Annotated in this window: 15 protein-coding genes; 9 read left to right on the top strand and 6 right to left on the bottom strand. The window is 74.3% G+C overall.

The features are described 5' to 3' along the window. Window positions 1–33: 33 nt before the first annotated feature. The 5 genes from C892_RS0117595 (at window position 34) to C892_RS0117575 (ending at window position 4,514) form a co-directional block, all read left to right on the top strand. Window positions 34–1,683, top strand: a complete 1,650-nt coding sequence (locus C892_RS0117595; RefSeq protein WP_026124449.1) for an ATP-binding protein — start codon at window positions 34–36, stop codon at window positions 1,681–1,683. Window positions 1,684–1,893: 210 nt separating this feature from the next. Next, window positions 1,894–2,313: a roadblock/LC7 domain-containing protein gene (locus C892_RS0117590; protein ID WP_017558255.1), complete on the top strand. Its 420-nt coding sequence runs from the start codon at window positions 1,894–1,896 to the stop codon at window positions 2,311–2,313. Then, window positions 2,310–2,669: a DUF742 domain-containing protein gene (locus tag C892_RS0117585; protein ID WP_017540763.1), complete on the top strand. Its 360-nt coding sequence runs from the start codon at window positions 2,310–2,312 to the stop codon at window positions 2,667–2,669. Before C892_RS0117590 ends, C892_RS0117585 begins: the two co-directional genes overlap by 4 nt. Beyond that, window positions 2,650–3,273 (top strand): GTP-binding protein, encoded by a 624-nt coding sequence (locus C892_RS0117580; RefSeq protein ID WP_017540764.1) that lies wholly within the window; start codon window positions 2,650–2,652, stop codon window positions 3,271–3,273. Before C892_RS0117585 ends, C892_RS0117580 begins: the two co-directional genes overlap by 20 nt. Next, complete coding sequence (locus C892_RS0117575; RefSeq protein WP_017558254.1) at window positions 3,270–4,514, top strand: cytochrome P450; 1,245 nt, start codon at window positions 3,270–3,272, stop codon at window positions 4,512–4,514. The genes C892_RS0117580 and C892_RS0117575 overlap by 4 nt, the downstream gene beginning before the upstream one ends. Window positions 4,515–4,602: 88 nt before the next feature. Here the strand turns inward: C892_RS0117575 and C892_RS0117570 are convergent, their stop codons facing one another. From C892_RS0117570 to C892_RS0117555, 4 genes are all read right to left on the bottom strand, one after another. After that, complete coding sequence (locus C892_RS0117570; RefSeq protein WP_017540766.1) at window positions 4,603–5,820, bottom strand: cytochrome P450; 1,218 nt, start codon at window positions 5,818–5,820, stop codon at window positions 4,603–4,605. A gap of 205 nt (window positions 5,821–6,025) precedes the next feature. Continuing rightward, entirely contained in the window at window positions 6,026–7,231 is a 1,206-nt protein-coding gene (locus C892_RS0117565; RefSeq protein WP_017558253.1) for a globin domain-containing protein, read from the bottom strand. Window positions 7,232–7,354: 123 nt separating this feature from the next. Further along, window positions 7,355–7,795 (bottom strand): RrF2 family transcriptional regulator, encoded by a 441-nt coding sequence (locus C892_RS0117560; RefSeq protein WP_017558252.1) that lies wholly within the window; start codon window positions 7,793–7,795, stop codon window positions 7,355–7,357. Between the two features lie 34 nt (window positions 7,796–7,829). Then, on the bottom strand, window positions 7,830–8,768 hold the full coding sequence (locus C892_RS0117555) for a helix-turn-helix domain-containing protein (protein ID WP_017558251.1): 939 nt from the start codon (window positions 8,766–8,768) through the stop codon (window positions 7,830–7,832). Window positions 8,769–8,939: 171 nt separating this feature from the next. Between C892_RS0117555 and C892_RS0117550 the strand changes: the two genes are divergently transcribed. Then, entirely contained in the window at window positions 8,940–9,980 is a 1,041-nt protein-coding gene (locus tag C892_RS0117550) for an NAD(P)-dependent alcohol dehydrogenase (RefSeq protein WP_017558250.1), read from the top strand. Between the two features lie 193 nt (window positions 9,981–10,173). Here the strand turns inward: C892_RS0117550 and C892_RS0117545 are convergent, their stop codons facing one another. Further along, window positions 10,174–11,163, bottom strand: coding sequence for an aldo/keto reductase (locus tag C892_RS0117545; protein WP_017558249.1), 990 nt, complete (start codon window positions 11,161–11,163; stop codon window positions 10,174–10,176). 149 nt (window positions 11,164–11,312) lie between these two features. On the opposite strand from C892_RS0117545, the gene C892_RS0117540 reads away from it, so the two are divergent. The 3 genes from C892_RS0117540 to C892_RS0117530 all read left to right on the top strand — a co-directional run bounded on the left by C892_RS0117540 (window position 11,313) and on the right by C892_RS0117530 (window position 14,569). Beyond that, entirely contained in the window at window positions 11,313–12,104 is a 792-nt protein-coding gene (locus C892_RS0117540) for an SDR family NAD(P)-dependent oxidoreductase (RefSeq protein WP_017558248.1), read from the top strand. A gap of 120 nt (window positions 12,105–12,224) precedes the next feature. Then, window positions 12,225–13,391 (top strand): glycosyltransferase family 2 protein, encoded by a 1,167-nt coding sequence (locus C892_RS0117535; protein ID WP_017558247.1) that lies wholly within the window; start codon window positions 12,225–12,227, stop codon window positions 13,389–13,391. Window positions 13,392–13,468: 77 nt separating this feature from the next. Next, a complete protein-coding gene (locus C892_RS0117530) occupies window positions 13,469–14,569 on the top strand; it encodes a hypothetical protein (protein ID WP_017558246.1) in 1,101 nt (366 codons plus the stop codon). Window positions 14,570–14,639: 70 nt separating this feature from the next. Here the strand turns inward: C892_RS0117530 and C892_RS0117525 are convergent, their stop codons facing one another. Further along, entirely contained in the window at window positions 14,640–15,560 is a 921-nt protein-coding gene (locus tag C892_RS0117525; protein WP_017558245.1) for an aminoglycoside phosphotransferase family protein, read from the bottom strand. Window positions 15,561–15,568: the final 8 nt, after the last annotated feature.

Here is a 15,568-nt window from a genome sequence, read left to right as displayed (position 1 = left end):
GCCGCGCACGCGGCGACATGTGGAAGGTGATCAATGTCGGAACGGACGCCCGATGCCCGTGCGGGCGGACCCGGCCCCTGGCGCGCCCCCGCCGCCGCCCTGGCCGCCGGCGCCGGCGGCGTGATCCTCTGGGGCGCCGTCCTCTACGCGCTCCCCGGGGGCCACGCCCTGACCGCGGTCGCCGCCCTGGCCACCGTCGCCTTCGCGGCCACCGCCTGCTACCTGGCGGTGCGCTTCGCCGACGGCGCCGAGCGCGGCGCCGCCGAACGCGACCGCCTGCACGAGGAGCTGCGGTCGGCCCGCGAGGAGCGGGACGCCGTCCGCGAGCACGAGGAGGCCGGCCGCCGCGCCCTGGACGACCTGACGACGCGGGTGCTGCCCGGCGCGGTCGCCCGGCTCCGCGAGGGCGCGACCGCCCCCACCGTGCTCTCCGAGACGCCCGTCCCCGAGGACGCGGACCACCGCCGCCTGCTCGACCTGCTGGTCCGCGAGATCGCGGTGGGCGAGCGGCGGCGCGCCGCCGCCCTGGCCGCCTGTGCCAACGCGGCCGGTCGGGTGCAGGCGCTGAGCACCCGCACCCTGGCCGAGCTGCGCGACATGCAGGACCGCTGCTCGCCCGACATGCTCGGCGACCTGATGGGCGTGGACCACAACACCTCGCAGATCGGCCGGGTCGCCGACAGCATCGCGGTGCTGACCGGCGCCCGCACCGGCCGGCGGTGGACCAAGCCGATCCGGATGGAGAGCATCCTGCGCGGCGCCATGGGCCGGATCAGCGCCTACCGCCGGGTGCGGCTGCACTCCAGCAGCCGCTCGGCCGTCGCCGGGTACGCCGCCGAGGACGTCATGCACGCCCTGGCCGAGCTGATGGACAACGGCACCCGCTTCTCGGCGCCGACCGAGGAGGTGCACGTCTACGTCGAGGACCTGAACAACGGCGCGGTGTTCACCGTCGAGGACGCTGGGCTGGGCATGCGCCCGCAGGCGCTGACCCGTGCCGAGCTGGCGGTCTCGCGCACCGAGCCGCTCGACCTGACCCGGCTGTCGGGGTCCCGGCTGGGCCTGGCGGTCGTCGGCCAGCTGGCCCGCAAGCACCGGATGAACGTGTTCTTCCGCCCCTCCTCGCGCGGCGGCGTCGGCGTGGTGCTGCGGCTGCCCCACCACCTGCTCACCTCCGCCCGGGAGGACCCGCTGCCCGCCCCGGTGCGCAACGGCGCCCCGGCCGAGGCCCCCGGACGACCCGCTTCCGAGGCCCTCTCCCAGCGCTCGGCCCCGGCCGAGCCGGCGGCGGGCGCCCCCGCGGCGTCAGCGCCCTCGGTGCCCGAGGCGCCCTCCGTGCCGTCCGTGCCGGCCGCACCCGCGGAGCCCGCGCCGCGCCCCGAGCCCGCCCCCGCGGAGCCGGACCGCACCGGCCCCAAGCGCCCGCTGCCCAAGCGGCCCCGGGGCGACAGCCTGCGCTCGGACCCCGACATCGCGGCCCAGGCGCGGACCGCGCCGCCGGGCGGCCCGGCCGAGCCTCCGACCGAACCGGCGACCGGAGCCGACCAGGGCGCCCGGCCCGGGCTGGGCAACCGTTTCGGCGCCTTCCAGCAGAGCCGCACCCGGGCACCCCGGCGCGGCGACACCGGCCCGCTCCCCCTGGGCTCCTCCCCTCCGCCGGAGGACGCCGACAGCAGCGGTTAGGGACGGGCGCCCCGGACGCCTTCCGCCCGCCCCGCCCGCACGGACACGCCGCGGCCGCCGGCCCCCGCGACCGATCCCCACAGGGGTGCGGGCACCGCCGCCCGCACCCCGGCCCGGCGGTACCGGCTCCGACGGCGGCGGGCCGCCGCGCTCCGGGGACGCGCCCGACCCGCCGCCCCGCCCGACCGGACGACAGATAGGAGTGAGCGCATGGACGCCACCGATTCCTCCCTCGAATGGACGCTGGAGAGGCTCGTCGGTGAGACACCCGGCGCCCGGCACGCCCTGGTGCTCTCCCGCGACGGACTCAAGCTCTGCCACACCCCGGGGCTCGGCGCCGACCAGGCCGACCAGCTGGCCGCCATCGCCGCCGGGGTGCAGGCGCTGGCCGGCGGGGCCTCCGCCGAGTTCGGCGACGGGACCGGAGGCGTGCGCAGCTCGATGACCGAGTTCCACGGCGGCATCCTGTTCATCGTGGAGGCCGGGCCCGGCGCGCACGTGGCGCTCATCGCCGCCGAGGACGCCGACAGCGGCCTGATCGGGCACAACCTGGAGGAGATCGTCGAGCAGATCGGCGCCTTCTTCACCTCCCCGCCCCGGCACGCCGCCTCCGGCGGCCCCGCGGTATGAGCCCGCGCGCGATCGACGGGGAGGACCCGGACCGGCTCTACACCGTCACCGGCGGGCGCAGCCGCGCCGAGGAGACCGGGCTGGACCTGGTCACCCTCGTGGTGAGCGAGTCCGACGCCGCCCCCGGCATGCAGTCCGAGCACGCGCGCATCCTGCGGATCGCCCGCCGCCCGACCTCGGTGGTGGAGCTCTCCGCGGACCTGGCGCTCCCGGTCAGCGTGGTCAAGATCCTGCTGGCCGACCTGCTGGACCGGGGCATGGTCTCGGCCCGCCACCCCTCTTCGGCCGCGACCGGTACGCGGCTGCCCGACCCCGCTTTCCTGAGGAAGGTGCTCGTTGGACTCAGCAACCTGTGACCCCGAGGGCCTCGCCCGGCCGCCGCTGCGGGCCACCGCCTCCGACGGGGTGAAGATCGTCGTGGTGGGCGGCTTCGGGGTCGGAAAGACCACGATGGTCCGCGCCGTCAGCGAGATCCGCCCGCTCAGCACCGAGGAGGTGATGACGCAGGCGGGGGTCGGCGTGGACGACACCGCGGGCGCCCGCGACAAGACCACGACCACCATCGCCTTCGACTTCGGCCGGATCAGCCTGGACGAGGAGCTGGTGCTCTACCTGTTCGGCGCCCCCGGGCAGAAGCGCTTCTGGTTCCTGTGGGACCAGCTCTTCGCCGGCACGCTGGGGGTGGTGGTGCTGGTGGACGCGCACCGGATCGAGGACTCCTGGTACGCCGTCGACCGCCTGGAGCACCACGGCATCCCGTTCATCGTCGCCCGGAACCGCTTCGAGCCGGTCGCGCACACCCTCGACGAGCTGCGCGAGGCGCTGGACCTGCCCGCGGGCGTGCCGGTCGTCGAGTGCGACGCGCGCGACCGCGAGTCCTCCAAGCAGGTGCTGCTCGCGCTGGTCGACCACCTGTACGCGCTGTCCTCCGCCCCCTCCGCCCGGGAGACCGCATCGTGACCGAACGCACCTCACCGAACGACGCCCCCGCCGCCGAGGAACGCGTGCCCTTCTACGGGGAGCGCTTCCAGCAGGACTCCGCCGCCCTGTACGCCCAGATGCGCGCGCGGCACGGACCGGTGGTGCCCGTGCTGCTCGACGGCGACCTGCCCGCCTGGCTCGTGCTGGGGTACCGGGAGGTGCACCAGGTGACCGAGGACTCCGAGCTGTTCGCCCGGGACACCCGCCGGTGGAACCAGTGGGACCGTGTGCCCGAGGACTGGCCGCTGATGCCCTACGTGGTGCACAACCCCTCGGTGATGTTCACCGAGGGCGCCGAGCACCGCCGCCGGGCCGGGGCCATCGGCGACGCGCTGTCCGAGGTCGACCAGTTCGACCTGCAGCGCGCGTGCGAGCGGATCGCCGACCGGCTGGTCGACGAGTTCGCCGGGAGCGGGCAGGCCGAGCTGATCTCCCAGTTCGCCATGCGCATCCCGATCGCGGCGGTGGCCGGGATGTTCGGCATGCCCGAGTCGCAGACCCCGGACCTGGTGCGGGACGTGGCGCTGTCGCTGGACGTGGGCCCCGAGGCGATGCCGGCCTACGCCCGGGTGCAGGAGGCCATGGCCCGCCTGGTGGAGGAGAAGCGGCGCGCGCCGGGCATGGACGTGCCCTCGGCGCTGCTGGCGCACCCGGCCGGGCTGTCCGACGACGAGATCGTGCTGGACCTGCTGGTGGTCACCGCCGCCGCGCAGCAGCCCACCGCCAACTGGATCGGCAACACGCTGCGGCTGATGCTGACCGACCCGCGGTTCGAGATGACGCTGACCGGCGGGCGGGCCAGCGTGGGGCAGGCGCTCAACGAGGTGCTCTGGCACGACACGCCCACGCAGAACTTCATCGGGCGCTTCGCCGCCCGGGACACGGTGCTGGGCGGGCGCCGGATCGCCGCGGGCGACCTGCTGGTGCTGGGGCTGGCGGCGGCCAACGCCGACCCCAACGGGAGCCTGGGGCCCGACGTGGACCTGCAGGGCAACCGGGCGCACCTGTCGTTCGGGCACGGCGAGCACGGGTGCCCCTACCCGGCGCCGGAGGTGGCCGAGGTGATCGCCCGCAGCACCGTGGAGGTGCTGCTGGACCGGCTGCCCGACACCGAGCTCACGGTTCCGGCCGAGTCCCTGGCGTGGCGGCCCTCGGTGTGGATGCGCGGCCTGGAGCGGCTGCCGGTGCGGTTCACCCCGGCCTACGTCTCGGGCGCCTGAGCGCCGCGCCGTCCCGGCCCCGCGCGCAAGCGGGCCGGGACGGCGCGGCGGGGCTCGGCCTGCCGGGGTTTCAGCGCACGGGGGGGGCTCAGCGCACGGGCGTGAAGACCACGGGCAGGGTGAGTGGGCCCCGGGTGAACAGCCCCTCCTCCCGGGGCTCGTGGCCGTCGGCGACCCGCACGTCGGGCATGGCGTCCAGCAGGTCGTTCACCCCGACCTCCACCTCGGACTTGGCCAGCAGCGCGCCCACGCAGAAGTGCCGGCCCAGCGCGAAGGACAGGTGGTGGGCGGCGGCGGAGAACGCGGTGTCGGTGGGCAGGTCCTCGCGGTGGATGTCGAAGCGGTCCGGGTGCGAGAACCGCCTCGGGTCGCGGTTGGCCGCACCGATCAGGCAGGTGAGGGTGGAGCCGGCGGGCACGGTGCCGGTGCTCAGTTCCACGTCCTCGGCCGGCTGGCGCATGATCATGTGCACCGGCGGGGTGTGGCGCAGCGTCTCGGCGAAGGCCCGGGTGATCAGCGAGCGGTCGGCGCGCACCGCCGCCAGCTGGTCGGGGTGGGCCAGCAGGTTGCGGAAGATGGCGGCGATGGCCTTGTCGGTGGTCTCGCCGCCGGCCGCCAGGAGCAGGCTGACGAAGGCCTTGATGTCCTCGTCGCTCATGGTGGTGCCGTCCACCTCGGCGGTGCACAGCTGGGAGAGCAGGTCGTCGCCGGGGGCGGCGCGGCGCTCGCGGATGATGGGGAGCATGTAGGCCGCGAGCTCGTCGCGTGTCCGGATCCCCTCGGCGGCGATGTCCGGATCCTGGCTGAGGTTGCTCAGGAACGCGATGATCGAGGAGTACCACTCCTGGAAGCGGTCGTGGTCGCCGCGGTCCAGGCCGAGCATGTCCACGATCACGTTGATGGGGAACCGGCGCGCGAAGTCGTGCACCAGGTCGGCCTCGCCCTTGTCGCGGAAGCGGTCGACCAGTTCGGCGGAGTTGCGGCGGATGACCGGAAGGAAGCGCGCCTCCAGCTCCTTGCCGCGGAAGGCGGGGGCCACCAGCGCGCGGCGGACGGCGTGCTCGCGGCCGCTCATCTGCAGAATGGTGCGCCCGTGCACCGGCTCCAGCTGCCAGCCGTAGTTCTCGGTGGTGAAGACGGGGTCCTTGAAGGCGCGGGCGACGTCCTCGTAGCGGGAGACGATGTAGCTCTGGGTGGGCTCGTGCCAGAAGAGGGGCGCCTCCTCCAGCATGGCACCGTAGGCCGGGTAGGGGTCCTCGGCGAATTCCGGGGACAACAGGTCCGGGAATCCCTGCACGGAGGTCATGCGGCTCCTTTATGTGTCGATTCCCGCACAGATTAACCATTCGACCTCTTATCCGGAAGAGGACGCCCTCCGAATTGACGGAATCGCCACGACCCGCTACAACGGCGTTTCGGACGGCCGTCCGCCCCGTTTTCGGGACGGACGACTTCCGGTGTCTCCGCCGAATTCCCTTCCCGGTTCCGGGGCCTCCGGCGCCCGCCCGGGGTCAGGCCCCGGGGAGCCAGGCGTCGGGGCCGAAGACCTCGTAGTGGATGCTCCGCGCGGGGACGCCGCGCCCGATCAGGGCCGTGCGGACCGAGCGCATGAACGGGAGCGGGCCGCACATGTACGCCTCCGCGCCGGCGGGCAGGTCGACCCGGTCCAGGTCCATGCGCCCGGGCAGCTCGCGTGCGCCGGTGTCGGCGCCCTCCTCGTACCAGAAGACCCGCTCGGCGCCGGGGAGCCCGTCGACCAGCTCCGCCGTCTCCTCCCGCAGCGCGTGCGCCCGGGGCGAGCGGTCGGCGTGCAGGAGCAGCACCCGGCGCCGGCTCCCGGTCGCGGCCAGGTGGTGCAGCATCGCGGCGATCGGCGTGCACCCGATCCCGGCCGAGACCAGCACCAGCGGGCCGTCGCCGTCCTCCAGCCGCACATCGCCGAAGGGGGCCGAGAGGGTGAGGTCCGCACCCTCCTCCACCGTGTCGTGCAGCAGGTTGGACACCTCCCCCGCCGGGGGCGCGCCCTCGGGGCCGCCGGGCTCGGCCTTGACGGTGATCCGGCGCGTCCGCCCGCCGGGCGCCCCGGACAGCGAGTACTGGCGCAGCTGGTGCACCCCGTCGGGCATGCGCACCCGCACACTGACGTACTGTCCGGGCCGCGCCCCGGGGAGCGGGCCGCCGTCGCGGGGGCGGAGGGTGAAGGAGACGACGCCGGGCGCCTCGGGGGTCCGGCGCACCACCTCCCACCGCCGCCAGGTGTCCCCGCCCTCGGCCCCGGCCCCGGCGTACAGGCGCGCCTCCCGGGCGATGAGCGCGCCCGCCATCAGCCAGTACACCTCGTCCCAGGCGGCCGCCGCCTCCGCGGTCAGGGCGGCGCCGAGCTCCTCGGCGATCGCGGCGAAGAGGTACTTGTGGACGACGACGTACTGGTCGTCGGTGACGCCGACGGCGGCGTGCTTGTGCGCGATGCGCTCCAGGATCGCGTCCGGGCGCTCGTCCGGCCGCTCCAGCAGCGCGGTCGCGAACCCGGCGACGGAGGCGGCGAGCGCGCGCCGCTGCCCGCCGTCGGCCTGGTTCCCCCGGTTGAACAGCCCGTCCAGCAGCTCGGGCCGGTCGCCGAGCATTGTGTCGTAGAACCGCGCGGTGATCGCGTCCAGGGACCCGGCGACCGCGGGCAGGGTGGCGCGCACGGCCGCGGCGGACTCTGCGGAGAGCATCCGACCTCCAGAGGGCGGGGTTGGTTGAATTGGTATCTCAAATGCAAATTACAACCGCTTCCCCGCCGCCGTGCACCGGGGTGCCGTGCCCCGGATCACCTCGGGCGCCGGGGCTCCCCGGGGCTACTCTTCGGGCCGCGCGGGAAGACCGACCAGGACCGGGCCGACCGGGTCGGCGACCAGCGCGTCCACGGTGACCGGGTCCAGCGCCGCCATGAACGCCTCCCGGGCCCGCGCCAGGGCCGAGCGCAGGCGGCACGCCGACCGCAGCGGGCACGGCGGGTCGTCCTCGCAGCCCACGACGTCGCCCTCGCCCTCCAGGGCCCGGACGATCGCGCCGACCGAGGCGGTATGGCCCGCGCCGGTCAGGCGCAGCCCCCCGCCCCGCCCCCGCCGGGCCTCGACCAGCCCCATCTCGGACAGCCGGGCCACCGCCTTGGCCGCGTGCGTATAGGGCACCGCGACCATGCCGGCCACATCGCGGGTGGTGAGCGTCTCCTCCCCCGCCACGGCCAGGCGCATCACGACCCGCAGAGCGACATCGGAGAACGAGGTCAGGCGCATGCCCCCACGGTATGCGGCCCCGCCCCCGACGGCGTCAGGCCCGGCGGGCGGCCTCGCCGGCGCGGGTGGCGTCGGCGCCCCAGCCGGTGACCAGGCGCAGGGACTCGGCCGAGGGGGAGTCCGGCTCGGCGTGGTAGACGACGAGCGCCTGGTCCTGGTCCTCGGGCAGGCGCAGGGTCTCGTAGGAGAGCGTCATCTCCCCCACCAGCGGGTGGTTGAGGACCTTGGCCCCGAACCCCTTCTCCTTCACGTCGTGGGCCGCCCACAGGCCCCGGAAGTCGTCGCTCTTCACCGACAGCTCGCCCACCAGGGACGACAGGCGCGGGTCGTCCGGGTAGCACCCGGCGTCCATGCGCAGGTAGCTGACCACGTCCGCGGCCTTGCCCTCCCAGTCGACGAACAGGTCGCGGTAGTCCTCGCGCAGGAACACCAGGCGGGCCCAGTTGCGCTCGCGCGCCGGAAGCTCCCCCCAGTCCCCGAAGACCGCCGCCGCGGCCCGGGTCCAGGCCAGGATGTCGGACCGGCGGCCCACCACGTAGGCGGGCACCCCCTCCAGGGTGTGCAGCAGCCCCCGCAGCCCCGGGCGCACCTTCTGGGCGGCCGCCCGCCGCACCTTGTGCCGCTTGGGCTTGGCCAGGTGCAGCAGGTGGGCGTACTCGGCGTCGCTGAGCCGCAGCGCCCGCGCGATCGCCTCCAGGACCTCGGCCGAGACGTTGCGGCCGTTGCCCTGCTCCAGGCGGGTGTAATAGGCCGCGGACACCCCGGCCAGCTGGGACAGCTCCTCGCGCCGCAGCCCGGGGACGCGGCGCCGGTGCCCGTAGCGCGGCAGCCCGACGTCCTCCGGGGTGAGGCGAGCGCGGCGGCTGCGCAGGAACTCGCTCAGCTCGGCGCGCCGGTCCAAGGGCTGCTCCTCCGAAGGGCTCGGCTCCGGAGGCTGCGCGGCGGCGGGCTCGTCAGCGGGGTCGTCGGTCATGTCCTCCAGTATCGGTGCACTTCGCGCCGCCTGCCTGACACTGCCGGTGGTAGGCACGGCGAACGTACGAAAAACGGATGTCTGGGTCCCCGCGCGCAGCGGCGGAACCATGGACGAGTCCCGGCCCCTGAAGGGCCGGGACGTCCCGTCCTCAAGAGGAGAACCACCCAGATGACATCCGTCGCCGCTTACGCGGCCCCCGCCGCGAAGGCCCCTCTGGAGCGGACCACCATCGAGCGCCGACCGGTGGGCGAGTCCGACGTCCGGATCGACATCAAGTACGCCGGCATCTGCCACTCCGACATCCACCAGGTGAACGAGGGGTGGGGCGAGGCGATCTTCCCGATGGTGCCGGGGCACGAGATCGCCGGCGTCGTCACCGAGGTCGGCCCCGGCGTCACCCGGTACGCCGTCGGCGACCGGGTCGGCGTGGGCTGCTTCGTCGACTCCTGCCGCGAGTGCGCCTACTGCCGCCAGGGCCTGGAGCAGTACTGCACCGAGGGGATGACCGGCACCTACAACGCCCTCGACCGGAGCGGCGAGCCCACCTACGGGGGCTACTCGCAGCAGATCGTCGTCGACGAGTCCTACGTGCTGCGCATCCCCGACGCGCTTCCGCTCGACGCCGCGGCGCCGCTGCTGTGCGCCGGCATCACCACCTACTCGCCGCTGCGGTACTGGAAGGCCGGACCCGGCACGAGCGTGGCCGTCGTCGGCATGGGCGGCCTGGGCCACATGGGCGTCCAGCTGGCCAAGGCCATGGGCGCCGAGGTCACGGTGCTGAGCCAGTCGCTGCGCAAGAAGGACGACGGCCTGAGTCTGGGGGCGGACCGGTACTTCGCCACCAGCGACCCGGCGACCTTCGAGGAGCTGGCGGGCGCCTTCGACATCGTGCTGTCCACAGTGTCGGCCCCGCTCGACATGAGCGCCTACCTGGGCCTGCTCACGACCGACGGGGTGCTGGCCAACGTGGGCGCCCCGGAGGAGCCGGTGTCGGTGAACCTCTTCGCCCTCATGGGCGGCCGCAAGAAGATCGCGGGCTCGCTCATCGGCGGCATCGCCGAGACCCAGGAGATGCTCGACTTCTGCGGCGAGCACGGGATCACCGCGAAGATCGAGCTGATCCGCGCCGACGAGGTCAACACCGCCTACGAGCGCGTCACCTCCAGCGACGTGCGCTACCGGTTCGTCATCGACACCGCGACGATCTGAGGAGGCGGCCCCGGGGGCGGCGGAGGGCGGGCCCAGAGTCGTGACCGCGAAGAAGGCCTTCCGGTTCCGCTGCCGGGTGCACGCCCGCCTCAGCCGCCTCTGTGAGGCCCTCGCGCCTCCACGGCCGCTCCACGGACATCTGCCGACGGCTGCGCACCGGTCCGCGGGGTCCCGGCGGGGCTCCTGCCGCCCGCTACCAGCGGTGGTGCACCTGGTCTCGGATCCGCCGGTCGTAGAGCTCCCGGACGGCCTCCGTCTCCGCCTCGCCGAGGGCCCCCATATCCGCCGCGGCCGCGTTGGACCGCGCCTGCTCCGCTGTCCGAGCCCCCGGGATCACCGACGTGACCCCGGGCTGCTGCGCGATCCACCGCAAGGCCGTCTGGGCCGGTGTCGCCCCCTCTGGCGCGAGCGCACCGAACTCCGCGGCGGCCTCGACCCCGGTCTCGTAGTCCACCCCCGAGAAGGTCTCCCCCACATCGAAGGCACCGCCGTCGCGGTTGAAAGTGCGGTGATCGTCCGGGGCGAACACCGAGCCGCGGTGGAACCGCCCGGACAGCAGCCCCGACGCCAGCGGGACCCGGGCGATCACGCCCACCCCGGCCTCCCTGGCCGCCGGCAGCACGCGTTCGAGGGGCTTGCGCCTGAAGGGGTTGAGGATGATCTGGACGCTCGCCACATTCGGCCGCGTGATCGCCGTCAGTGCCTGTTCGCAGGTCTCCACGCTGACCCCGTAGGCGGCGACGCGCTCGTCCTCCACAAGGGTGTCGAGCGCGTCGTAGACCGCCTCCGACGCGAGCACCCCGGTGGGCGGGCAATGCAGCTGGACCAGATCGAGCATGTCCGTTCCCAGGTTCTCCCTGGACCGGTCGGTCCACCTCCGGAAGGCCCCCAGGGTGTAGGACTCCGGTACTTGAGGCGCGCGGCGCCCCATCTTGGTGGCGACCAGCAGGTCCGGGGGCCACACCCCCGACGCGCGCAGGAACCGCCCGATCAGGCGTTCGCTTCGCCCGTCCCCGTACACGTCGGCGGTGTCGATGAAGGTGACCCCGGCCGCGACCGCCGCCTCCAGAACGGCGATCGCGTCCTCCTCCCCGACCTCGCCCCAGCCGGCGCCGAGCTGCCAGGTTCCCAGGCCGATGACGGACAGGCTCCGTCCGATCCGGGGGATCGCCCGCTTCTCCATGAGGCCCCTTCCCGAAGGCGGCGGTCGGCGCCGCCGACCGCATTGACACATTGCTGCCTCATTCTAGACAAAAGTTTGCCAAATGAGTATCGTCGCTTATGTCAGTTTATGGCAATGCCACGACCAGCGGACTGCCGTGGGAGGCCCCGATGCGCATCACCGGAGCGAACGTGCTCCTGACCGGCGCCACCGGAGGGATCGGCCACGCGCTCGCCCGCCGCCTCGCCGCCGAAGGGGCGCGCCTGGTGGTGACGGGGCGCAACGCCGACGCGCTCGAAGGGATGGGCGCCGCGCTCGGGGCACGGGCCGTGGCCGCGGACCTGTCCGACCCCCGGGCGGTCCGGGGACTGGCCCAAAGGTGCGGCCCGGTCGACGTCCTGATCGCCAATGCCGCCCTGCCCGCCAGCGGCGACCTCCTCGAGTACGACGAGGAGGAGATCGACCGCGCGCTCGCCGTGAACCTGCGCGCACCGATCGCCCTGGCCCGGGCGCTGGTGCCGCACATGGCCGAGGCCGGCCGCGGCCACCTGGCGTTCGTCGGCTCCCTTTCCGGCAAGACGGCCGCACCGCAGTCCTGCCTGTACACCGCGACCAAGTTCGGCCTGCGCGGCTTCGCCCACGCCCTGCGCCAAGACCTGCGCGGCCGCGGAGTCGGCGTCTCGCACATCCAGCCCGGCTTCGTCGCAGAGGCCGGCATGTTCGCCGCGACCGGCGCCCCCGTGCCCGGAGGCGTGCGCACCGTCACGCCGGAGCGGGTGGCCGAGGCCGTCGTCCGGGCCGTCCGCACCGACCTCGCCGAGGTCAGCGTCGCCCCGCCGGCGCTCCGGCTGCGCTGCGCCCTCCAGGGCCAGTTCCCCGGCCTGGCCGACCGCCGCCGCCCCTCCGCCGCGGACCGCGAGGCGATTCGCCGGATCACCGAGGCCCAGCGCTCTCTGCGCTGACGGGCGGCGGTACCGGTCGCAGAGTCCTGCGGTCGGCCCCGCCCGACACCGCCGACCGTCCGAACGGTCCGGCTCGCCGGCGCACCCCTCCGCAGAGCCGGACGATCGAGAGGACCCCCCGTGAGCGACCTGAAGATCAGCATCGTCATCCCCTACCGGCAGCGCCTGGACAACCTCCGCGCCGTGTTCGCCTCCCTGGCCGCGCAGTCGATGGACCCCGCCGAATTCGAGGTGGTCGTGGGGGCCCTGGAGTACGACCCGGAGTACACCGCCCTCTGCCGCGAGTACACCGGCAGACTGCGCATCGTCTCGGTCCTGTCCGAGGAGGAGTGGAATACCAGCCGGGCGCGCAACCTCGGGATCGGTCAGGCGCGCGGACGGGTCACCACCGTTCTCGACGCGGACGTGGTCCTGGCCCGCGACGCCCTCGCCAACCTGTACGACCACCACTTCCGGCACGGGCAGAACGTCTGCGTACTCGGCCAGATCCTCGGCTACGACGAGGCCGCCGACGGCGCGGACGCCGGGTCCGAGCGTCCTTCCCCCGAGCACTGCGAACGCCTCCTGGAACGCCTGGACGCCGCCGAGCGCGCCCGCCTGGACCCGCGCTGGTCGGCCGAGTACGCATCGGCCTTCGCCCGCTTCCCCTGGGCGTTCGCCCGCACCGGCTTCATGGCCCTGCCGACGGCGACCGTGAACCGCCACGGCCTGCTGCTGGACGAGGGCTTCCGGGGCTGGGGCCCTGAGGACCAGGAGTGGGGGCTGCGGATCGCGCGGACGGGGACCCCGCTCGTCCTCGGCCAGGATGTGGTGGGCCTCCACCTCCCCCACCGGCGCGACATGGAAGCCCAGGAGCGCTCCGCGACCGCGGCCAACCGGCACTACCTGGCGAACTGGCCCCGACTGGAGCTGGAGGCGGCGCTGGCCTTCGGCGGCTGGCTGGAGGCCGACCGCCGCCTGCCGGACATCGAGCGCGAGCTGAAGGCCGCCGGAGGCCCACTGGGGGTCCTCAGTGGAACGGCCGGCAGCGCCGCACTGCTCGTCGTCGGCGCCGAGCTCGACGGGCGGGGACGCCCCGCCGACCCCGGGGCCGTACAGGCCTTCGAGGACCCGTCCGGCCCGCAGGTTCTGCCCCTGGCCGGGTTCGCCCTGCCATTCGACGACGCCGTGTTCGACGAGTGCCGGCTCCTGGCCCCGGTCGCGCGGCTGAGCGAGCCCTACCGCACGGCGATCCTCCGCGAAGCCGAACGCGTCGCGCGCACACCCGTCCCGCCGCCCCAGACGTGACCGGCACCGACGCGCCCCTGCCGACCGACCCGATCCCCGACCCCGTCCTTGGAGGACCGAACGTGACAGCGTCACCGATGTCCGATGTCCGACTGTCGGCGGCCGTGATGGCCCATCCGCAGCGCGCCGGGACGGCGCGCTCGCTGGCCGACCGCCTCCCCGAATTCGGCGCCGAGGTGGTCTGGGACCCCGATCCCGACGGTCCGCCGTCCGCCCTGCGCAGCGCGCGGGCGGCCTGGGCCGCGGCGCCTCCGGAGGCCACCCACCACCTGGTCCTGCAGGACGACGCCCTGCCCGTCGACGGGTTCGGCGACCGCCTCACCGCGCTCCTTCGGGCCCGGCCCGAGGCGGCCTTCTCCCTGTTCACCGAATGGGGGTCACGCACCTCACACGCGGTCCGGATCGCGGCGATGCGCGGATTCACCCTGGCGCCCGTCGTCGACGACTACGTCCCCTGCGTCGGACTGGTCCTGCCCACCGCGACGGCACGCGCGTTCGCCGAGTACGCCGCGACACGGCAGGGGTCCGGCGAGCCGGACGACGTCGCGCTCCTGCGGTTTCTGGCCGATCACGGGACCGAGGTGCTCATCCCCGTCGCCAACCTCCTCGGCCACGACGACCGGGACAGCATCGTCGGCAACGGCGTCATGGGCAGGCGCTGGTCGGTCTGCCTCCCGCCCGCCCCGGTCTCCGACGCCCCCTACTCCGAACTGACCGGGCTGACCGGCATCCCCTACTACGACTTCTGGGGCCAGTACTCCGATGCCTGCCTCCCCGACGCCTCCACCGTGGACGGGTGGATCCGCACATCGGCCCGCCGGGCCCTCCTGGCCCGCGGCATCGACCATGCCCGGCTGATGGCGGGGCTGGAGTCGTCCCTGGCGCGCCGCCCTGAGAGCGCGCTGCTGGAGGACCGGCTCGGCGAGATCCCGCTGGCCGAGGTCTGGATCGTCGCCTTCCTCCTCGGCGTCATCGCGGCCGAGCACGAAGGCAAGGACGGCGCCTCCCTCGACCTGACCGGCCCGACGGCCCGCACCGCGCTGTCCACGCTCGGGCCGGGTGCGGTACGACGGGTGGTACCCGCCCGCTGGCTTCCCGCCGTGGGGGCCCTCCTGGAACCGGTGGTGCTGGACGCCGTCCGTGCGGGGATCGAGTCTGCCGCGGTCGGCGGTTCCTGACACGCCCCTCGTCCTGCCTCCGGGCCGGGGCGCGCATGCCCCGGCCCGGACGCCGAACGGTGGGAATGCCTCAGGGCAGGTCCCCGAGGATCTCATCGAGCTCGCGCAGAGCGCTCTCCACCCGCCGGGGATCACTGGCGAAATAGGGGTCGTCGGGCACCGGGAGCGAGGACGCCAGCCCCCACCCCCTGCCCCGGGCCCACGTGGCCTCGTCCACCCCGACCGCCTCCCGGAACACCCCGCGCACCCGCGGAGGCAGGAACTTCCACGCCGGCAGCAGATCACATGCCGGGTCCCCCACCGCCACCGTGCCGAAATCGATGACCGCGCTCAGCCTCCCCTCCACCGCGAGCAGGTTCCCGGCCGCGAGGTCGCCGTGGATCCACACCTCCGGCCCCTCCCACGGCGGCGCCGCCAGGGCCTCCTCCCACACCGCCCGTACCCGGTCGGTGTCGACCAGGCCTTCGAGCGCTTCGATCTTGGGCCGCACGCGCTCCTCCACCGCGATGGAATCCCGCGGATCGCCCATCGGGACCCCGCGAAAGGCGTTGCTCGCGCGGGGACCGGGCCCGCCGGATGCGTCGATCTTGTGCAGTGCGCGGATGAACTCGGCCAGATCGAGGGCGGCCCGCTCGGGGTCGGCCAGCTCCTCCCCGCCGACGGCCTCCCCTTCCAGCCACGCGCACACCGACCAGGAGAACGGGTATCCCGAGCCCGGCTCGCCCTTGGCGATGGGGCGCGAGACGGGCAGGGGCAGCTGCGGGGCCAGGAAGGGCAGCCACCGCTGCTCCCGCTCGACCTGCTCGGCCCACCGCTCGAAGCGCGGCATGCGCACCGTCATCTCCCGCCCCAGCCGGAAGGTCGCGTTGTCCATCCCCGACCGGGGCACCGGTACCACCGGCAGGTGCGCCCACTGCGGAAACTGCTCGGCGACCAGGCGTCGTGCCAGATCGGCGTCGACGGGCACCTCCTCGGCCCCGGTTTCCGACATCATCGTCT

It is taken from the genome of Nocardiopsis baichengensis YIM 90130, assembly GCF_000341205.1.
GTDB lineage: Bacteria > Actinomycetota > Actinomycetes > Streptosporangiales > Streptosporangiaceae > Nocardiopsis_A > Nocardiopsis_A halophila.
Note: the sequence above shows the minus strand (reverse complement) of the source record. Positions and strands in the feature narration are given on the sequence as shown.

Excerpts from the sequence above, each read along its gene's own strand:
- C892_RS0117595 (WP_026124449.1), top strand. The coding sequence starts at position 34 with ATGTCGGAACGGACGCCCGATGCCCGTGCGGGCGGACCCGGCCCCTGG.
- C892_RS0117590 (WP_017558255.1), top strand. The coding sequence starts at position 1,894 with ATGGACGCCACCGATTCCTCCCTCGAATGGACGCTGGAGAGGCTCGTC.
- C892_RS0117585 (WP_017540763.1), top strand. The coding sequence starts at position 2,310 with ATGAGCCCGCGCGCGATCGACGGGGAGGACCCGGACCGGCTCTACACC.
- C892_RS0117570 (WP_017540766.1), bottom strand. The coding sequence starts at position 5,820 with ATGACCTCCGTGCAGGGATTCCCGGACCTGTTGTCCCCGGAATTCGCC.
- C892_RS0117565 (WP_017558253.1), bottom strand. The coding sequence starts at position 7,231 with ATGCTCTCCGCAGAGTCCGCCGCGGCCGTGCGCGCCACCCTGCCCGCG.
- C892_RS0117560 (WP_017558252.1), bottom strand. The coding sequence starts at position 7,795 with ATGCGCCTGACCTCGTTCTCCGATGTCGCTCTGCGGGTCGTGATGCGC.
- C892_RS0117555 (WP_017558251.1), bottom strand. The coding sequence starts at position 8,768 with ATGACCGACGACCCCGCTGACGAGCCCGCCGCCGCGCAGCCTCCGGAG.
- C892_RS0117550 (WP_017558250.1), top strand. The coding sequence starts at position 8,940 with ATGACATCCGTCGCCGCTTACGCGGCCCCCGCCGCGAAGGCCCCTCTG.
- C892_RS0117545 (WP_017558249.1), bottom strand. The coding sequence starts at position 11,163 with ATGGAGAAGCGGGCGATCCCCCGGATCGGACGGAGCCTGTCCGTCATC.
- C892_RS0117540 (WP_017558248.1), top strand. The coding sequence starts at position 11,313 with ATGCGCATCACCGGAGCGAACGTGCTCCTGACCGGCGCCACCGGAGGG.
- C892_RS0117530 (WP_017558246.1), top strand. The coding sequence starts at position 13,469 with ATGTCCGATGTCCGACTGTCGGCGGCCGTGATGGCCCATCCGCAGCGC.
- C892_RS0117525 (WP_017558245.1), bottom strand. The coding sequence starts at position 15,560 with ATGTCGGAAACCGGGGCCGAGGAGGTGCCCGTCGACGCCGATCTGGCA.